The sequence below is a fragment of the Pseudomonas mangrovi genome (assembly GCF_003052585.1).
Taxonomy (GTDB): domain Bacteria; phylum Pseudomonadota; class Gammaproteobacteria; order Pseudomonadales; family Pseudomonadaceae; genus Aquipseudomonas; species Aquipseudomonas mangrovi.
In genome coordinates, this window is sequence record NZ_QASN01000020.1 from 730,128 (window position 1) to 745,827 (window position 15,700).

The 15,700-nt window shown below is 61.8% G+C and carries 17 protein-coding genes; 14 read left to right on the forward strand and 3 right to left on the reverse strand.

The annotated features are described in order from the left end of the window. Window positions 1-94: 94 nt before the first annotated feature. The 4 genes from trxB (at window position 95) to infA (ending at window position 2,811) form a co-directional block, all read left to right on the forward strand. The gene (gene trxB, locus DBO85_RS16045) at window positions 95-1,045 is read left to right on the forward strand and encodes a thioredoxin-disulfide reductase (protein WP_108108256.1); all 951 of its coding nucleotides are present in this window, start codon (window positions 95-97) and stop codon (window positions 1,043-1,045) included. Window positions 1,046-1,052: 7 nt separating this feature from the next. Then, window positions 1,053-1,751 (forward strand): leucyl/phenylalanyl-tRNA--protein transferase, encoded by a 699-nt coding sequence (gene aat, locus DBO85_RS16050; protein WP_108108257.1) that lies wholly within the window; start codon window positions 1,053-1,055, stop codon window positions 1,749-1,751. Between the two features lie 37 nt (window positions 1,752-1,788). Next, entirely contained in the window at window positions 1,789-2,496 is a 708-nt protein-coding gene (locus DBO85_RS16055) for an arginyltransferase (RefSeq protein ID WP_108108258.1), read from the forward strand. A gap of 96 nt (window positions 2,497-2,592) precedes the next feature. Continuing rightward, a complete protein-coding gene (gene infA, locus DBO85_RS16060; protein ID WP_002553999.1) occupies window positions 2,593-2,811 on the forward strand; it encodes a translation initiation factor IF-1 in 219 nt (72 codons plus the stop codon). Between the two features lie 55 nt (window positions 2,812-2,866). Here the strand turns inward: infA and clpA are convergent, their stop codons facing one another. Next, on the reverse strand, window positions 2,867-5,137 hold the full coding sequence (gene clpA / locus DBO85_RS16065; protein WP_108108259.1) for an ATP-dependent Clp protease ATP-binding subunit ClpA: 2,271 nt from the start codon (window positions 5,135-5,137) through the stop codon (window positions 2,867-2,869). 28 nt (window positions 5,138-5,165) lie between these two features. Continuing rightward, window positions 5,166-5,519, reverse strand: a complete 354-nt coding sequence (gene clpS, locus DBO85_RS16070) for an ATP-dependent Clp protease adapter ClpS (protein ID WP_108108396.1) — start codon at window positions 5,517-5,519, stop codon at window positions 5,166-5,168. 233 nt (window positions 5,520-5,752) lie between these two features. Here clpS and cspD point away from each other — a divergent pair, with 233 nt between their 5' ends. Then, window positions 5,753-6,010: a cold shock domain-containing protein CspD gene (cspD, locus tag DBO85_RS16075; RefSeq protein WP_108108260.1), complete on the forward strand. Its 258-nt coding sequence runs from the start codon at window positions 5,753-5,755 to the stop codon at window positions 6,008-6,010. 63 nt (window positions 6,011-6,073) lie between these two features. Here the strand turns inward: cspD and icd are convergent, their stop codons facing one another. Next, a complete protein-coding gene (gene icd, locus DBO85_RS16080; RefSeq protein ID WP_108108261.1) occupies window positions 6,074-7,330 on the reverse strand; it encodes an NADP-dependent isocitrate dehydrogenase in 1,257 nt (418 codons plus the stop codon). A 287-nt stretch (window positions 7,331-7,617) separates the two neighbouring features. On the opposite strand from icd, the gene DBO85_RS16085 reads away from it, so the two are divergent. From DBO85_RS16085 to DBO85_RS16125, 9 genes are all read left to right on the forward strand, one after another. After that, the gene (locus tag DBO85_RS16085) at window positions 7,618-8,055 is read left to right on the forward strand and encodes an NUDIX hydrolase (protein WP_108108262.1); all 438 of its coding nucleotides are present in this window, start codon (window positions 7,618-7,620) and stop codon (window positions 8,053-8,055) included. A 73-nt stretch (window positions 8,056-8,128) separates the two neighbouring features. Continuing rightward, window positions 8,129-9,244: a tRNA 2-thiouridine(34) synthase MnmA gene (mnmA, locus tag DBO85_RS16090; RefSeq protein WP_108108263.1), complete on the forward strand. Its 1,116-nt coding sequence runs from the start codon at window positions 8,129-8,131 to the stop codon at window positions 9,242-9,244. Then, complete coding sequence (hflD, locus tag DBO85_RS16095; RefSeq protein WP_108108264.1) at window positions 9,241-9,864, forward strand: high frequency lysogenization protein HflD; 624 nt, start codon at window positions 9,241-9,243, stop codon at window positions 9,862-9,864. The genes mnmA and hflD overlap by 4 nt, the downstream gene beginning before the upstream one ends. Continuing rightward, on the forward strand, window positions 9,861-10,736 hold the full coding sequence (locus DBO85_RS16100; RefSeq protein ID WP_108108265.1) for a DMT family transporter: 876 nt from the start codon (window positions 9,861-9,863) through the stop codon (window positions 10,734-10,736). Before hflD ends, DBO85_RS16100 begins: the two co-directional genes overlap by 4 nt. Window positions 10,737-10,802: 66 nt before the next feature. Further along, window positions 10,803-12,173: an adenylosuccinate lyase gene (purB, locus tag DBO85_RS16105; RefSeq protein ID WP_108108266.1), complete on the forward strand. Its 1,371-nt coding sequence runs from the start codon at window positions 10,803-10,805 to the stop codon at window positions 12,171-12,173. Between the two features lie 66 nt (window positions 12,174-12,239). Then, entirely contained in the window at window positions 12,240-13,406 is a 1,167-nt protein-coding gene (locus DBO85_RS16110; protein ID WP_108108267.1) for a ribosomal protein uL16 3-hydroxylase, read from the forward strand. Continuing rightward, window positions 13,399-13,827: a GNAT family N-acetyltransferase gene (locus tag DBO85_RS16115; protein ID WP_108108268.1), complete on the forward strand. Its 429-nt coding sequence runs from the start codon at window positions 13,399-13,401 to the stop codon at window positions 13,825-13,827. Before DBO85_RS16110 ends, DBO85_RS16115 begins: the two co-directional genes overlap by 8 nt. A 50-nt stretch (window positions 13,828-13,877) precedes the next feature. Further along, on the forward strand, window positions 13,878-14,537 hold the full coding sequence (locus DBO85_RS16120) for a DUF7931 domain-containing protein (protein WP_407681476.1): 660 nt from the start codon (window positions 13,878-13,880) through the stop codon (window positions 14,535-14,537). A 38-nt stretch (window positions 14,538-14,575) separates the two neighbouring features. Next, window positions 14,576-15,340: a secretin N-terminal domain-containing protein gene (locus DBO85_RS16125; RefSeq protein WP_108108400.1), complete on the forward strand. Its 765-nt coding sequence runs from the start codon at window positions 14,576-14,578 to the stop codon at window positions 15,338-15,340. The last annotated feature ends 360 nt before the right edge of the window (window positions 15,341-15,700 follow it).

Genomic DNA, 15,700 nt, shown 5'->3' on the forward strand with positions numbered 1-15,700 from the left:
ACCTTCGGTGTAGGATACCCGGCATTCCCCACTCCGACGCGGCCCAATTGGACCACGCATTGTTTTTACAGACAAAGGCTTATGAGGTTTTTTTATGAGTGAAGTCAAGCATTCGCGCCTGATCATCCTGGGCTCCGGACCCGCTGGCTACAGCGCGGCGGTGTATGCCGCCCGAGCCAACCTCAAGCCTGTCGTCATCACCGGCATCCAGCCTGGCGGCCAGCTGACCACCACCACCGAAGTCGACAACTGGCCGGGTGATGTTGAAGGCCTGACCGGGCCGGCGCTGATGGAGCGGATGCAGAAACATGCCGAACGCTTCGATACCGAGATCGTCTTCGACAACATCAACAGTGTCCAGTTGCAACAGCGCCCCTTCCTCTTGGTTGGCGACAGCGCCACCTACAGCTGCGATGCGCTGATCATCGCCACCGGCGCATCCGCCCAGTACCTCGGCCTGCCGTCGGAAGAAGCCTTCTCCGGCAAGGGCGTCTCCGCCTGCGCCACCTGCGACGGTTTCTTCTATCGCAAGCAGGTGGTCTGCGTGGTCGGCGGCGGCAATACCGCGGTCGAGGAAGCCCTGTATCTTTCGAACATTGCCAGCGAAGTCCATCTGATCCACCGCCGCGACAAGGTCCGCAGCGAGAAGATTCTGCAGGACAAGCTGTTCGAGAAGGCCGCGAACGGCAACATTCGCCTGCACTGGAACACCACGCTCGACGAGGTTCTCGGTGATGCCTCGGGCGTCACCGGCGTGCGCCTGCGCAGCACGCTCGACGACAGCACCCGCGAAATGGCCCTGACCGGGGTCTTCATCGCCATCGGCCACAAGCCCAATACCGATCTGTTCCAGGGCCAGCTCGAGATGAAGGACGGCTACCTGGTGGTCAAGGGCGGTCGCGACGGCAATGCCACCGCCACCAATATTCCCGGCGTGTTCGCTGCCGGCGATGTCGCCGACCATGTCTATCGCCAGGCCATCACTTCTGCTGGCGCCGGCTGCATGGCGGCGCTTGACGCCGAGAAGTTCCTCGACGACCTCTGAGCCGCTCGTGCTCACCTGGCTGTCGCGTGACGATCTGGCCTTCCCCCCGCTGGAGAAGGCCCTTCGCGAGCCCAACGGGCTGTTGGCGGCCGGCGGTGACCTGTCCGCGCAGCGTCTGATCGCTGCCTATCGGCATGGTTGCTTTCCCTGGTATCAGGGCGAACAGCCACTGTTGTGGTGGTCACCCGATCCGCGCACCGTTCTCTTCCCCAACGAACTGCATGTCTCCCGCAGCCTCGCCAAGTGCCTGCGCCAGCAGCGCTTCCAGGTGACATTCGATCAGGATTTTGCCGCCGTGATCCGCGAGTGCGCAGGTCCGCGCAGCTATACCGACGGTACCTGGATCACCGACGCGATGCGGAGCGCCTACCAGCAGCTGCATGAAATGGGAGTGGCTCATTCGGTTGAGGTCTGGCACGACGAACAACTCGTCGGCGGCCTGTACGGCCTGGCGATGGGTCGCCTGTTTTTCGGGGAATCCATGTTCAGTCGCGCCGACAACGCATCCAAGGTGGGCTTCGTCACCCTCGTGCGGCAGCTTCAGCAATGGGATTTCGTACTGATCGACTGCCAGATGCCGACCACTCATCTGCAAAGCTTGGGAGCCCGCCCCATCCCGCGCAGCGAATTTGCTGCGGCGCTGCGGACCCATCTCGACCAACGGAGCCTGGCCGACTGGCGTTCCTGTGCGAGTCCGCAAGCCTGACATACACTTGTGCAAGGCCTCCCTCGAGAAGATGCCGATGACCGAACTGGCGCGTCTGAAGTTCTATGCCACCCAACCCCATCCCTGCAGCTATCTGCCGGACGAGCAGGCCACGACCCTGTTCCTAGACCCGGCACAGCCGATGGATACCCAGGTGTACGGCGAGCTGTCCGAAGTCGGCTTTCGTCGCAGTGGCGATCATCTGTATCGCCCGCATTGCCAACGCTGCAACGCCTGCATCCCTGCACGCCTGCCCGCCTGCCTGTTCCAGCCCAATCGCCAGCAACGCAAGATCATCAAGCGCAACGCTGACCTGCAGGTACGGCCGGTCAAACCGGTCTTCCGCGAGGAGTACTACCAGCTGTATTCGCGCTATATCGAACAGCGTCACGCCGACGGCGACATGTACCCCCCAAGTCGCGAACAGTTCTCCACCTTCCTGGTGCGTGACCTGCCGTTCTGCCGCTTCTACGAGTTCCGACTGGACGAGCGGCTGCTTGCGATAGCGGTCACCGACGTACTGCCCAACGGTCTCTCGGCGGTTTATACCTTCTACGATCCGGACGAGGAAAAACGCAGCCTGGGACGCTATGCAATCCTCTGGCAGATTGGCGAAACCGCACGTCTGGGGCTGGAGGCGCTCTATCTGGGTTACTGGATTCGCGCCTGTCGCAAGATGAACTACAAGACCCAATATCGGCCCATCGAACTCTTCGTCAATCAGCGCTGGAGCCTTCTGACATAGGGCCTTGGCGGACGCTGCAATTTTCGGGCACAATGCACGCCGTTTTTGCCGGCTTATGCTGGCCACTCACCAAGAAATTCCCGAGGGCTCTACTGCATGTCGAAAGAAGACAGCTTCGAAATGGAAGGCACTGTCGTCGACACCCTGCCCAACACCATGTTTCGCGTGGAGTTGGAAAATGGGCACGTCGTTACCGCGCACATCTCCGGAAAGATGCGCAAGAACTACATCCGCATTCTGACCGGCGACAAGGTACGGGTAGAACTGACTCCCTACGATCTGAGCAAAGGCCGCATCACCTACCGCGCCCGCTGAAACCGCTCAGAAAAACGCCCAGCATCTGCTGGGCGTTTTCGTTTCCGCAACTAACTCAGGCGATTTCAGCGGTGGTCTCGAAATCAAAATGCAGCTCGTCATCCTGCAGATCGATACGCACTACCCCACCCTGATCGGCCAGTTCTCCGAACAGAATCTCCTCGGCCAACGGCCGCTTGATTCGATCCTGAATGAGCCGCGCCATCGGCCGGGCACCCATCTGTACGTCGTAGCCACGCTCGGCCAGCCAGCCGCGGGCGGCATCGCTGACTTCCAGCGTGACGTGCTTGTCCTCCAGCTGCGCCTGCAGCTCGGTGAGGAACTTGTCGACGATGCTCTTGATCACCTCGTGGCTCAGGCGGCCAAACTGGATGATGCCGTCCAGGCGGTTGCGGAACTCCGGGGTAAAGCTCTTCTTGATCACTTCCAGAGCATCGCTGGTGTGGTCCTGGAAGGTGAAGCCAATCGAGGCCCGCGCCGCCGTCTCCGCGCCGGCGTTGGTGGTCATGATCAGAATGACGTTGCGGAAGTCCGCCTTGCGCCCGTTGTTGTCGGTCAGCGTGCCGTGGTCCATCACCTGCAGCAGCAGATTGAAGACCTCCGGGTGCGCCTTTTCGATTTCGTCGAGCAGCAGTACGCAATGCGGCGTCTTGGTGATCGCCTCGGTCAGCAGACCACCCTGATCGAATCCCACATAGCCGGGCGGCGCTCCGATCAGGCGCGAAACGGTATGTCTCTCCATGTACTCCGACATGTCGAAACGCACCAGTTCGATACCCATGGCCTTGGCCAACTGCCGCGCGGCCTCGGTCTTGCCGACACCAGTGGGACCGGCAAAGAGGAACGAGCCGACCGGCTTGTCCGGCGCCTTGAGCCCGGCACGCGACAGCTTGATCGCGGTGGACAGCGAGGAGATCGCCTCGTCCTGACCGAACACCGTCAGCTTGAGATCCCGATCCAGGTTGCGCAGCAGCTCCTTGTCCGAACTGTTGACGTGCTTAGGCGGAATACGCGCAATCTTTGCGACTATGTCCTCAACCTGCTCGACATCGATGCGCTTGACGCGCTTCTCTTCAGGCAACAGACGCTGGTACGCGCCCGCCTCATCGATGACATCGATGGCCTTGTCCGGCATGTGCCGGTCGTTGATGTAGCGTGACGCCAGCTCGGCAGCGGCACGCAGCGCCTCGTCGCTGTACTCGATGTGGTGATGCTGTTCGAAGCGACCCTTCAGCCCACGCAGAATACCGATGGTGTCCTCAACCGAGGGCTCGACCACATCGACTTTCTGGAAACGACGGGCCAACGCCCGATCCTTCTCGAAGATGCCGCGAAATTCCTGGAAGGTGGTTGAGCCGATACAGCGAATCTCCCCGGAGGAAAGCATCGGCTTGAGCAGGTTGGACGCATCCATGACCCCGCCGGACGCTGCGCCTGCGCCAATGATGGTGTGAATCTCGTCGATGAAGAGAATTGCATGGGGCCGCTTGCGCAGCTCATTGAGCAACGCTTTCAGTCGTTTCTCGAAATCACCGCGATATTTGGTACCCGCCAGCAGCGCGCCCAGATCGAGCGAATAGACAACGCTGTCTTCGAGCATGTCGGGAACCTGACGGTCTACGATGCGCTTGGCCAGACCTTCGGCGATGGCCGTCTTGCCCACACCGGCCTCACCTACCAGAAGCGGGTTGTTCTTGCGTCGACGGGCGAGGATCTGCGCGACCCGCTCGACTTCGGACTCACGTCCGACCAAGGGATCAATGCGTCCTTGACGGGCCAACTCGTTCAGATTGCTGGCATAGGCATCCAGCGGATTGCTGGAACTGGCGGTTTCACCGCCTTCCTCGTCCTGCATTTCCTGCTCCGGATCAACCTGCTCGCCATGTCCGGGCACCTTGGAGATGCCATGGGCAATGAAGTTGACCACGTCGATACGAGCAACGCTCTGCTGCTTGAGAAGAAAGACCGCCTGGCTTTCCTGCTCGCTGAAGATAGCGACCAGTACGTTGGCACCGGTAACCTCGCGCTTGCCGGAGCTCTGTACGTGGAATACCGCGCGCTGCAGAACTCGCTGGAAGCCGAGCGTAGGCTGGGTTTCGCGATCCTCGTCATGCTGAGGAATGAGCGGCGTTGTGGAGTCGATGAATTCCTGAAGGTCGCTGCGCAGCCGGTCCAGGCTAGCGCCGCAGGCACGCAGCACGCTGGCTGCCGCTTCGTTGTCCAGAAGGGCCAGCAGCAGGTGTTCCACGGTCATGAATTCGTGACGTTTGGCCCGGGCCTCCTTGAAGGCCAGATTGAGAGTGACTTCGAGCTCGCGATTCAACATGGCTTCACCTCATATCCGGGCGGCTGCTTCAGCCGTCCTTCTCTATCTCACAGAGTAGCGGATGCTGGCTCTCTCTTGCATATTGGTTCACCTGCATTGCCTTGGTTTCGGCGATATCGCGGGTGAAAAGGCCACAAACTGCCCTGCCTTCTGTATGAACGGTCAACATGATTTTAGTTGCCGCTTCCCGATTGTGATTGAAGAAGACCTCGAGGACCTCGACCACGAAGTCCATTGGTGTGTAGTCGTCGTTGAACAGCACCACCTTGTACATCGGCGGCCGCCGTAGCTGGGGCCGGGCCTCCTGCAGGGCCAGACCGCTGGCGTCGTCTTCCGCAGGTTGCTGGCTGTCTTGATTGAATGTTAGTCGAATAGCTGGCATCACAAGCACGCTTGAGTCGGGACTGGATAGATGGAGGATGTGGGATTCTAGATGGACTTTGACCCGGTTCTCAGGCATCCGACACACGGCCTTGACTATCGGGAAATCAATGTTAAAAAACGTAAATGCCCTTTTACGGGTGTCAGGGCCTCGCATTGCTGTCCGGTTCTCCGGATGCGTGGTTGAAGTGGATGATACTCCAGAGATGGGGTCCTTTGCAGAGGGATAACAGCATGCTCAGCGGTAAGGTCAAGTGGTTCAACAACGCCAAGGGCTATGGATTCATCCTCGCCGACGGCCGAGATGAGGACCTGTTCGCTCATTACTCGGCAATCCAGATGGATGGCTACAAGACGCTCAAGGCCGGTCAGGCCGTGCGCTTCGATATCGTGCAGGGACCCAAGGGCTTGCACGCCGTGAACATTTGCTCCGCGATCGCTGAAGCCGGCGTTGCGACCTCTCAGCAGCAGGAGGCTACCGTCGAGGTTTGAGCTCCACGGAAATGAAAAAAGCCGGTCATTTGACCGGCTTTCTTTTTACCGCAAGCGTTGCTTTTACATGTGCTCGATCATGGCGTCGCCGAACTGCGAGCAGGATTGCAACTGCGCGCCTTCCATCAGACGCTCGAAGTCATAGGTGACCTTCTTCGCCGCGATGGCGCCTTCGGTGCCCTTGATAAGCAGATCGGCCGCTTCGAGCCAGCCCATGTGGCGCAGCATCATCTCGGCGGAGAGGATCAGCGAGCCCGGGTTGACCTTGTCCTGACCAGCATACTTGGGCGCAGTGCCGTGGGTCGCTTCGAACATGGCAATGGTGTCGGACAGGTTGGCACCCGGGGCGATGCCGATGCCGCCCACTTCCGCCGCCAGGGCGTCGGAGAGGTAGTCACCGTTCAGGTTCAGGGTCGCGATCACGTCGTATTCGGCCGGACGCAGCAGGATCTGCTGCAGCATGGCGTCGGCGATCGCATCCTTGACCACGATGGTCTTGCCGGTATTCGGGTTCTTGAACTGCATCCACGGGCCGCCATCCAGCAGCTCGGCGCCGAACTCGTCACGCGCGACCTCGTAGCCCCACTCCTTGAAGGCTCCTTCGGTGAACTTCATGATGTTGCCCTTGTGGACGATGGTGACCGAACGACGATCGTTGTCCACGGCATACTGCAGGGCCTTGCGCACCAGGCGCTTGGTGCCTTCCAGCGAGACCGGCTTGATGCCGATACCACAGTTCTCGGTAAAACGGATCTTCTTGACGCCCATTTCCTCGGTAAGGAATTTGATGACCTTCTCGGCCTCAGGCGAACCGGCTTTCCACTCGACGCCGGCATAGATGTCTTCGGAGTTCTCGCGAAAAATCACCATGTCCACGTCGCCGGGATTCTTCACCGGGCTTGGTACACCGGTGAACCAGCGTACCGGACGCTGGCAGACGTACAGATCCAGCTCCTGGCGCAAGGCCACGTTCAGCGAGCGGATACCGCCACCGACCGGCGTGGTCAGCGGGCCCTTGATCGACACGACGTAGTCGCGCACGGCTTCGAGAGTCTCCTTCGGCAGCCAGGTGTCCTGGTCATAGACCTGGGTGGCCTTCTCGCCGGCATAGATTTCCATCCAGGAGATCTTGCGCTGGCCGTTGTAGGCTTTCTGCACGGCGGCATCGACCACCTTGATCATCACCGGGGAAATATCCACACCAATGCCGTCACCCTCGATGTAGGGAATGATCGGATTGTTCGGTACGTTGAGGGACATGTCGGCGTTGACGGTGATTTTGTCACCGCTCGCTGGCACCTGGATCTTTTGGTATCCCATGCTGGACTCCGTTGCTCTCGTGGTCTGGTACTTCGTCGCGCGGGTGACGCAACGAAAGAATCTGTTTGGAGGGGTCTCAAAGAAGCGCTCCATTCTTGTAGTTTTTCTACAAAAAGTCACGCCTTCGTTCTTCGGCCTTCGCCCCTCACTGCCTATACAACTGCCTGCAGGCTTGCTCTCGCTCATGTAGTCCCGCGAACAGGTGTGCCTGCCGCGCACTTATCCTAGCAGTTGCTCTGCACTCCAATGCACTAGGATGATGACCCTCGCCGCAGAGGAGAAAAAGTATGCGCTTCACCCCCCATGTAACCGTTGCGACCATAGTCGAGGACCAGGGTCGCTTCCTGCTGGTTGAAGAACTGGCCGACGGCCGGGAAGTATTAAACCAGCCTGCCGGACATTTGGAAGCAGACGAAAGTCTCACCCAGGCGGCGCTGCGCGAAACCCTCGAAGAAACCGGCTGGGAAGTCGAGCTTACCGCCGTCACCGGCATCTATCTGTACACCGCCCCCAGCAACGGCATCACCTATCAACGTGTCTGCTTTGCTGCCCGCCCGATCAGACACTGCGACGAGTTGCCGCTTGATGACGGCATCATCGGGCCACGCTGGCTGACCCGCGCCGAGCTCGCCGAACAGCCGCAGCGCTGGCGCAGCGAGCTGGTAATGCGCTGCATCGACGACTATCTGGCCGGCTCGCGCCACTCTCTGAGCCTGATTCGTTGAGCGCTCTGACGACGGATAGAGCGCAGCCCTTCTGTTAGAATCCGCGGTTTTCCGCAGTCACTGTCCTATTCCCATGACCGAGCCAGCCAAAACCCGTGTGATCGTCGGCATGTCCGGCGGCGTGGACTCCTCCGTTTCCGCACTTCTGCTGCTGGAGCAGGGCTATCAGGTGGAAGGCCTGTTCATGAAGAACTGGGAGGAAGACGACGGCACCGAGTACTGTACCGCCCGCGAAGACCTGGCCGACGCCCAGGCCGTCTGCGACCGGATCGGGATCAAGCTGCATACGGCGAACTTTGCTGCGGAATACTGGGACAACGTGTTCGAGCACTTCCTGGCCGAGTACAAGGCCGGGCGCACGCCGAATCCGGACATCCTCTGCAACCGCGAGATCAAGTTCAAAGCCTTCCTGGAATACGCGCTGAGCCTGGGCGCGGACCTGATAGCCACCGGCCACTACGTGCGTCGCCGCGATGTCAAGGGCCGGACCGAATTGCTCAAGGGCCTGGATCCGAACAAGGACCAGAGCTACTTCCTGCATGCCGTCGGCGGCGAGCAGATCGCCAGAACCCTGTTCCCGGTCGGTGAACTGGAAAAGCCCGCCGTGCGCGCGATCGCCGAAAAGTACCAACTGGCCACTGCCAAGAAGAAAGACTCGACCGGCATCTGCTTCATCGGCGAACGACGCTTCAGCGATTTTCTCAAGCAGTACCTGCCAGCCCAGCCCGGCGACATCGAGACCACCACCGGCGAGGTCATCGGCCGCCATCACGGCCTGATGTACCACACCATCGGCCAGCGCCAGGGGCTCGGCATCGGCGGCATGAAAGACGCCGGGGACGAGCCTTGGTACGTACTGCGCAAGGATCTGACTCGCAACGTGCTTGTCGTCGGTCAGGGCAACGCCCATCCGTGGCTGTTCTCCATGGGCCTGAGCGTCAGCCAGGTCTACTGGGTCAATCCGATCGACATCCCCACCGAAGGCTTGCGCCTGACGGCCAAGGTGCGTTACCGCCAGGCAGATCAAGCCTGTACCCTTCGTTGCAGCGGCGCCGGCTACCACCTGACCTTCGATCAGCCACAGCGTGCAGTTACGTCGGGGCAGTCGGTGGTGCTCTACGACGGCGAGATCTGCCTGGGTGGCGGCGTCATCGAGTCGATGGACGGCGTGCCGGAGCAGCAAGCATGAGCCCATTGCAGGAGCAACTGGTCGCCCTCGGCGCCGTCTTCGAAGCCGCCGTCCTCGCGGATCGCCTGGCGCGGACCGGCCAGATCAGTGAAGCGGGCCTTGGGTGCATGTTCGGCAGCCTGCTGGCCCGCGATCCAAAGAACACGCTCGAGGTTTACGGCGGCGACGATTTCAGCCTGCGCGACGGCTACAAGGCATTGCATAGCGCCCTCAGCCGCGACCCCGCGACCCTGCAGCGCGAGCCGCTGCGCTACGCCCTGGCGATGATTGCACTGGAGCGCAAGCTCGACCGCCGTGACGACATGCTCGACGTCATCGGCAGCCGGCTTGAGCAGATCCGTCTGCAGGTCGGTCATTTCGGCCTGACCCACGACAACGTCGCGGCAGCCTTCGGCGGCCTCTATCAGGACACCATCAGCACCTTCAGCCAGCGCATCCAGGTGCATGGCGAGATGCGCTACCTGCAGCAGGCCGGCACCGCCTCGCGTATCCGCGGACTGCTGCTCGCCGGGATTCGCTCGGCGCGGCTCTGGCGTCAGCTCGGCGGACACCGCTGGCAGCTGGTTTTCAGCCGCGGCAAGCTGCTGCGCGAACTGCAACCGATGCTGGATCGGCAATGAGCCCCGCCGCCGTCAGGGCGGTGAAGCCGCTGCAGGGCGCTGCACTGCTGGCTCTTTCGGCGTTGCTGTTCTCGCTGATGGGCGTCGGCATACGCGAAGTCTCGACCAGCGTCGGCAACGAGTCGGTGGTGTTCTTTCGCAACCTGGTCGGGGTGATCCTGTTCCTGCCGCTGATCCTTGCTCGCGGGATCCAGCCGCTGAAGACCCGGCGACTCAAGTCCCACCTGTGGCGCACCACCTACGGTCTGGCGGCGATGTACTGCTTCTTCTACGCCATCGCCCATCTACCGCTGGCCGACGCCATGCTGTTCACCTACGCAGCGCCGGTGTTCACCCCGATCATCGCCTGGTGGTGGCTGAAAGAGCCGCTGTCGCGACGCATGCTCGGCATGGCGCTGATCGGCCTGGCCGGCGTGCTGCTGGTTGCAAAACCAAGCGCCGCGATTCTGGACAGCCTGTCTCTGGTTGGCGTGGCGGCGAGTCTGCTGGCGGCCTTCGCCTTCGTCTCGATCCGCGAAATGAGCGACACCGAACCGGTCTATCGCATCGTCTTCTACTTCTCCCTGTTCAGCGCACTGGCATCGGCCATCCCGCTGATCTGGGCCTGGCAGCCGCTGAGCCTGCGCGAGCTGGTGCTGCTAGGCGTCATCGGCCTGCTCGCCACCACCAGCCAACTGGTGATGTCCAAGGCCTACAGCCTGGCGCCGCCCGGCATCATTGGTCCGTTCGCCTACCTGGCCATCGTGTTTTCCGGGATCATCGCCTGGCTGGCGTGGGATGAAACGCCCGGCCTGACCTCGCTGATCGGCGCCGGCATGATCTTCACCGCCAGCCTGCTGTCGATTCCGCGCCGGTCCAAACCATCTTCCTGACTTCGAGCCGGCGCGTTTCATGTATGATGTGCGCCCTTTTTCTGCACCCGACTGTCGAGACGCCCCATGCAGCTTTCCTCGCTCACCGCGGTTTCCCCCGTCGATGGCCGCTACGCCGGCAAAACCGCCGCCCTGCGGCCGATCTTCAGCGAATACGGACTGATCAGGAGCCGCGTACTGGTCGAGGTTCGCTGGCTGCAACGCCTGGCCAGTCATGCCGGGATCCCGGAAGTGCCGGCGTTTTCCGCCGAGGCCAATGCCCTGCTCGATCAGCTCGCGGACGATTTCCAGCTTGAGCATGCCGAGCGGGTCAAGGAATTCGAGCGCACCACCAATCACGACGTGAAAGCCGTGGAATACCTGCTCAAGGAACAGGCCAAGCGTCTGCCGGAACTGGCAGCGATCAACGAGTTCATCCATTTCGCTTGCACCAGCGAGGACATCAATAACCTGTCCCACGCGCTGATGCTGCGTGAAGGCCGGGACGGCGTGCTGCTGCCGCTGATGCGCCAGCTGGCCGACGCCATCCGCGTCCTCGCCGTCGAGTTCGCCGAGGTGCCGATGCTCTCGCGCACCCACGGTCAGCCCGCCTCCCCCACCACGCTGGGCAAGGAACTGGCGAACGTCGTCTATCGCCTGGAGCGGCAGATCAGCCAGGTCGCCGCCGTCCCGCTGCTGGGCAAGATCAATGGCGCAGTAGGCAACTACAACGCGCACCTGTCGGCCTATCCGGACGTCGACTGGGAAGCCAACGCGCGCGAGTTCATCGAGGGCGATCTGGGCCTGAGCTTCAACCCCTACACCACCCAGATCGAGCCGCACGACTACATTGCCGAATTGTTCGATGCCATCGCCCGTTTCAATACCATCCTGATCGACTTCGACCGCGACATCTGGGGCTACATCTCGCTCGGCTACTTCAAGCAGAAGACCGTGGCAGGCGAGATCGGCTCATCGACCATGCCACACAAGGTCAACCCGATCGACTTCGAGAATTCCGAAGGCAACCTGGGGATAGCCAACGCGATCCTCCAGCACCTGGCCAGCAAGCTGCCGATCTCGCGCTGGCAGCGCGACCTGACCGACTCCACCGTGCTGCGCAACCTCGGTGTCGGCTTTGCCCACAGCGTGATTGCCTACGAGGCCAGCCTCAAGGGCATCGGCAAGCTGGAACTGAACGCCGCGCGCATCGCCGAAGACCTCGACGCCTGCTGGGAAGTGCTGGCCGAGCCGGTGCAGACCGTGATGCGCCGCTACGCGGTGGAAAATGCCTATGAAAAGCTCAAGGAACTGACCCGTGGCAAGGGTATCTCCGCCGCCGCACTGCAGACTTTCATCGACGGGCTGGACATTCCGGCCGAGGCGAAGGCGCAGCTGCGCCTGCTGACGCCTGCCAACTATGTCGGCAACGCGGCCGACCAGGCCAAGCGGATCTGATCTCGGGATGCTTCCTGTACGCCCGGCGAAGTCCGGGCGTTTTTATTTGAATTCAAGGTTTTGAAGATGAATGCTGATGTACCACTACAACTGCTCGGCGGCCTGACTGCACGCCAGTTCCTCAAGGACTACTGGCAGCGCAAACCTCTACTGGTGCGCCAGGCCATTCCCGACTTCGAGAGTCCGATCAGCCCCGATGAGCTGGCCGGCCTTGCGCTCGAGGAAGAAGTGGAGTCGCGCCTGGTCATCGAGCATGGCGAGCACCCCTGGGAGCTGCGCCGCGGCCCTTTCGAAGAAGACACCTTCAGCCAACTGCCGGAGCGCGACTGGACCCTGCTGGTGCAGGCGGTCGATCAATTCGTTCCCGAAGTCGCCGAGTTACTGGAGCATTTCCAGTTTCTGCCGAGCTGGCGCATCGATGACGTGATGATCAGCTTTGCGGCACCCGGTGGTGGCGTCGGTCCGCACTACGACAACTACGACGTATTCCTGCTGCAGGGCCATGGCACGCGGCGCTGGCGGATCGGCCAGATGTGCGACAGCGACAGCCCGCTGCTGGCCCACGCCGACCTGCGCATCCTCGCCGACTTCGAACAGACCGAGGAGTGGGTGCTGGAGCCCGGCGACATGCTCTATCTGCCGCCACGCCTGGCTCACTACGGCACGGCCGAGGACGGCTGCATGACCTACTCGGTAGGCTTCCGCGCGCCCAGCGCCGCCGAAGTACTCACCCACTTCACCGACTTCCTCGCGCAGTTCCTGCCGGACGAGGAGCGCTACAGCGACGCCGGCATAGCGCCGAGCAGCGACCCGCACCAGATCCAGCGAGACTCGCTGGATCGACTCAAGGCACTACTGACCGAACACATGAGCGACGAACGCCTGCTGCTGACCTGGTTTGGCCAGTTCATGACCGAGCCACGCTACCCCGAGCTGGTCGCCGGCGAAGAAATGCCGCTGGGCGAGTTCCTCGATGCCATGGAGAACGGCGCCGTGTTGCTGCGCAATCCGAGCGCACGCCTGGCCTGGAGCGAGATCGACCTGGGGCTGATGCTTTTCGCCAGCGGACAGAGCCGATTGCTCTCTGCCGAGCTGAGGGAGCTGCTCAAGCTGATCTGTTCGGCGGAATCGCTGCATCTTGCAAACCTTTCCGAATGGCTCAGCCACGAAGACGCGCGCACCCTGCTGTGGGAGCTGATCAAACAGGGCAGCCTGGAGTTCGCCAATGACTGACATCCATATCCGCATTGCCGACTGGCAGCAGGACAACGCAGAGCTGCGGCGCATCCGTGAAACCGTATTCATCGCCGAACAGTCTGTGCCGCCGGAACTGGAGTGGGATGCCGAGGATGCCGCAGCGATCCACTTCCTCGCCCTCGACGGCGACTATGCTATCGGCACTGCCCGACTGCTCGCCGACGGCCATATCGGTCGCGTCTCGGTGCTTCGCGACTGGCGCGGACTCGGCGTCGGCGATGCACTGTTGCAGGCGGTGATCGCCGAGGCGGAACGACGCGACCTCAAACAGCAACGGCTCAGCGCACAGGTGCAGGCGACAGCGTTCTACGAGCGGCACGGCTTCACGGTGATCAGCGGTGAGTTCCTCGACGCAGGCATTCCGCACGTCGACATGCTGCGCGAGAGTCGAGGCTGAGTTCAGGCACCAGGCAAAACCGGAGCCACTGACGAGTACCGGAGGACTGCATGCACAGCAACGACGAAAGCCAGGAGCAATCGCTTGAGCTGGACCTGCAGCCGGAGGAAGCCACCGCCCCCCTGCCTGAGATCGAATTCGAATCCCCGGGCCGCTTCGCCATCCACAACCCGCCCAGCGAGGTGGTCAGCGCGGACGAGCCGATAGCGGCGCCATTCCGCCTCGGCGAACCGACCCCGCTGCAGCGCTTCAGTCTGGCGACCGATGCCAGCGCACACGCCCTGGCACTGCTGCAGCAGGCCAGGCGCAGCCTGTGCATCTACAGTGACGATCTCGATCCCTGGTTGTACAACAATCGCGCGACCCTGGATGCCTGCAGCAAATTCCTCCTCGCCAGCCCGAAGAATCGCCTGCGCATTCTGATCCGTGATCCTTCGCGCCTGATCCGCGACGGCCATCGCCTGCTGAGCCTTTCACGCAAACTCTCCAGCAGTTGCTGGATTCGCAAGATGAACCCGGACTACCCTGCCGAGGAGATGGCCTTTCTGCTCGCCGACGGCAGGGGCCTGCTGATGCGCCCGGATCCCGGCGAAACCGCAGGGTATGTCCTCTACGAAGACCTGGGGCGTGGCCGCCAGTGCCAGGGGCAGTTCGACCAGGCCTGGGAAACCAGTGTCAGCGATCCCAATCTGAGGAGCATGCTGCTGTGAACCGATTTGCCACGCTCATCCTGTTGCTGCTCTGCAGCATGCCGGTCTCGGCAGCCACCGAAGTGCTGCCGCTGGGCTACCGCACTGCCGACGAGGTGCTACCGATAGTCAGCTCGGTTCTCGGCGACCAGGGTCGCGCCAGCGCCTACGGCAACCAACTGGTCATCAGTGCCCCCGCCGACAAGATCGCGGAAATCCGCGCCCTGCTCGCCCAGCTGGATACCGCGCCACGGCGCCTGCTGATCAGCCTCGACACCAGCGAGTCCTCCGCCAGCGACAGCCATGGCTATCGCGTCGACGGCGCCGCCAGCGCCGGCAACGTGCAGATAGAAGCCGGCCGCGGCGAACGCAACGGCCGCGACAACGTGCGCATCATCCGGCGCAACACCGACAGTCGCGGCGGCGGTGTACAGCAGGTACATGCCAGCGAGGGCTCGCCTGCGCTGATCCAGGTCGGCCAGAGCGTGCCGCTCACCAGCACCAGTGTCGGCCCTTATGGCCAGGTACATCAGCAGACCCAGTATCGCAACGTGACCCGCGGCTTCTATGTGACTGCGCGAGTGGTTGGCGATCAGGTGCAGGTGGATGTCAGCAGCAACAACGACCGAATGAGCCAGTCCCAGCCAGGCGTGGTGGATATCCAGAGCACTGACACCCGCCTTCGCGGCCGGCTCGGCGAATGGCTGCCGTTGGGAGGCCTTAACGAGAGCTACCAGCAGTCGGATGATGGCTTCCTGCGTCGTCATTCCACCCAGGGCCGCGAAGACCTGACCATGCGTCTGAAAGTGGAACTACTGGATTGAGGAATATCGCTGAAAGGCCCGCGTTTGGGGCCTGCGGCGAATATGTAGTAGTTTCTGAAAAGTCACTACAAAGCGTTTGACGTATGCGCCCGCCGAAGGCATCATTGCGCCGCTCCCGCTAATCAGAGGTCCGATGAGGATCTCCGGAAAGAGTAACCGGCACACCCCGGGACAATCGATCCGTGTCAAGACGGCCCACAAAGCGGCTTGACGAGGTTGCGACTGGAACGAAGTTGTCCTGAGGGACGGGGAAGCGCTTTATCGCAACAGTCGGCCTCCGTGTTCGACCGCTGCAGCAGGATCACAGAGTTGATCGCGCCGCTGCGAAGCCAAGGCTTCGAGTTGGCAACTGCCACGCTG

Coding starts and splice junctions, on each gene's coding strand:
- DBO85_RS16055 (WP_108108258.1), top strand. CDS start 1,789: ATGACCGAACTGGCGCGTCTGAAGTTCTATGCCACCCAACCCCATCCC.
- DBO85_RS16115 (WP_108108268.1), top strand. CDS start 13,399: ATGACTGACATCCATATCCGCATTGCCGACTGGCAGCAGGACAACGCA.
- DBO85_RS16100 (WP_108108265.1), top strand. CDS start 9,861: ATGAGCCCCGCCGCCGTCAGGGCGGTGAAGCCGCTGCAGGGCGCTGCA.
- hflD (WP_108108264.1), top strand. CDS start 9,241: ATGAGCCCATTGCAGGAGCAACTGGTCGCCCTCGGCGCCGTCTTCGAA.
- DBO85_RS16110 (WP_108108267.1), top strand. CDS start 12,240: ATGAATGCTGATGTACCACTACAACTGCTCGGCGGCCTGACTGCACGC.
- infA (WP_002553999.1), top strand. CDS start 2,593: ATGTCGAAAGAAGACAGCTTCGAAATGGAAGGCACTGTCGTCGACACC.
- cspD (WP_108108260.1), top strand. CDS start 5,753: ATGCTCAGCGGTAAGGTCAAGTGGTTCAACAACGCCAAGGGCTATGGA.
- clpS (WP_108108396.1), bottom strand. CDS start 5,519: ATGCCAGCTATTCGACTAACATTCAATCAAGACAGCCAGCAACCTGCG.
- trxB (WP_108108256.1), top strand. CDS start 95: ATGAGTGAAGTCAAGCATTCGCGCCTGATCATCCTGGGCTCCGGACCC.
- DBO85_RS16125 (WP_108108400.1), top strand. CDS start 14,576: ATGCCGGTCTCGGCAGCCACCGAAGTGCTGCCGCTGGGCTACCGCACT.
- DBO85_RS16120 (WP_407681476.1), top strand. CDS start 13,878: ATGCACAGCAACGACGAAAGCCAGGAGCAATCGCTTGAGCTGGACCTG.
- purB (WP_108108266.1), top strand. CDS start 10,803: ATGCAGCTTTCCTCGCTCACCGCGGTTTCCCCCGTCGATGGCCGCTAC.
- DBO85_RS16085 (WP_108108262.1), top strand. CDS start 7,618: ATGCGCTTCACCCCCCATGTAACCGTTGCGACCATAGTCGAGGACCAG.
- clpA (WP_108108259.1), bottom strand. CDS start 5,137: ATGTTGAATCGCGAGCTCGAAGTCACTCTCAATCTGGCCTTCAAGGAG.
- icd (WP_108108261.1), bottom strand. CDS start 7,330: ATGGGATACCAAAAGATCCAGGTGCCAGCGAGCGGTGACAAAATCACC.
- mnmA (WP_108108263.1), top strand. CDS start 8,129: ATGACCGAGCCAGCCAAAACCCGTGTGATCGTCGGCATGTCCGGCGGC.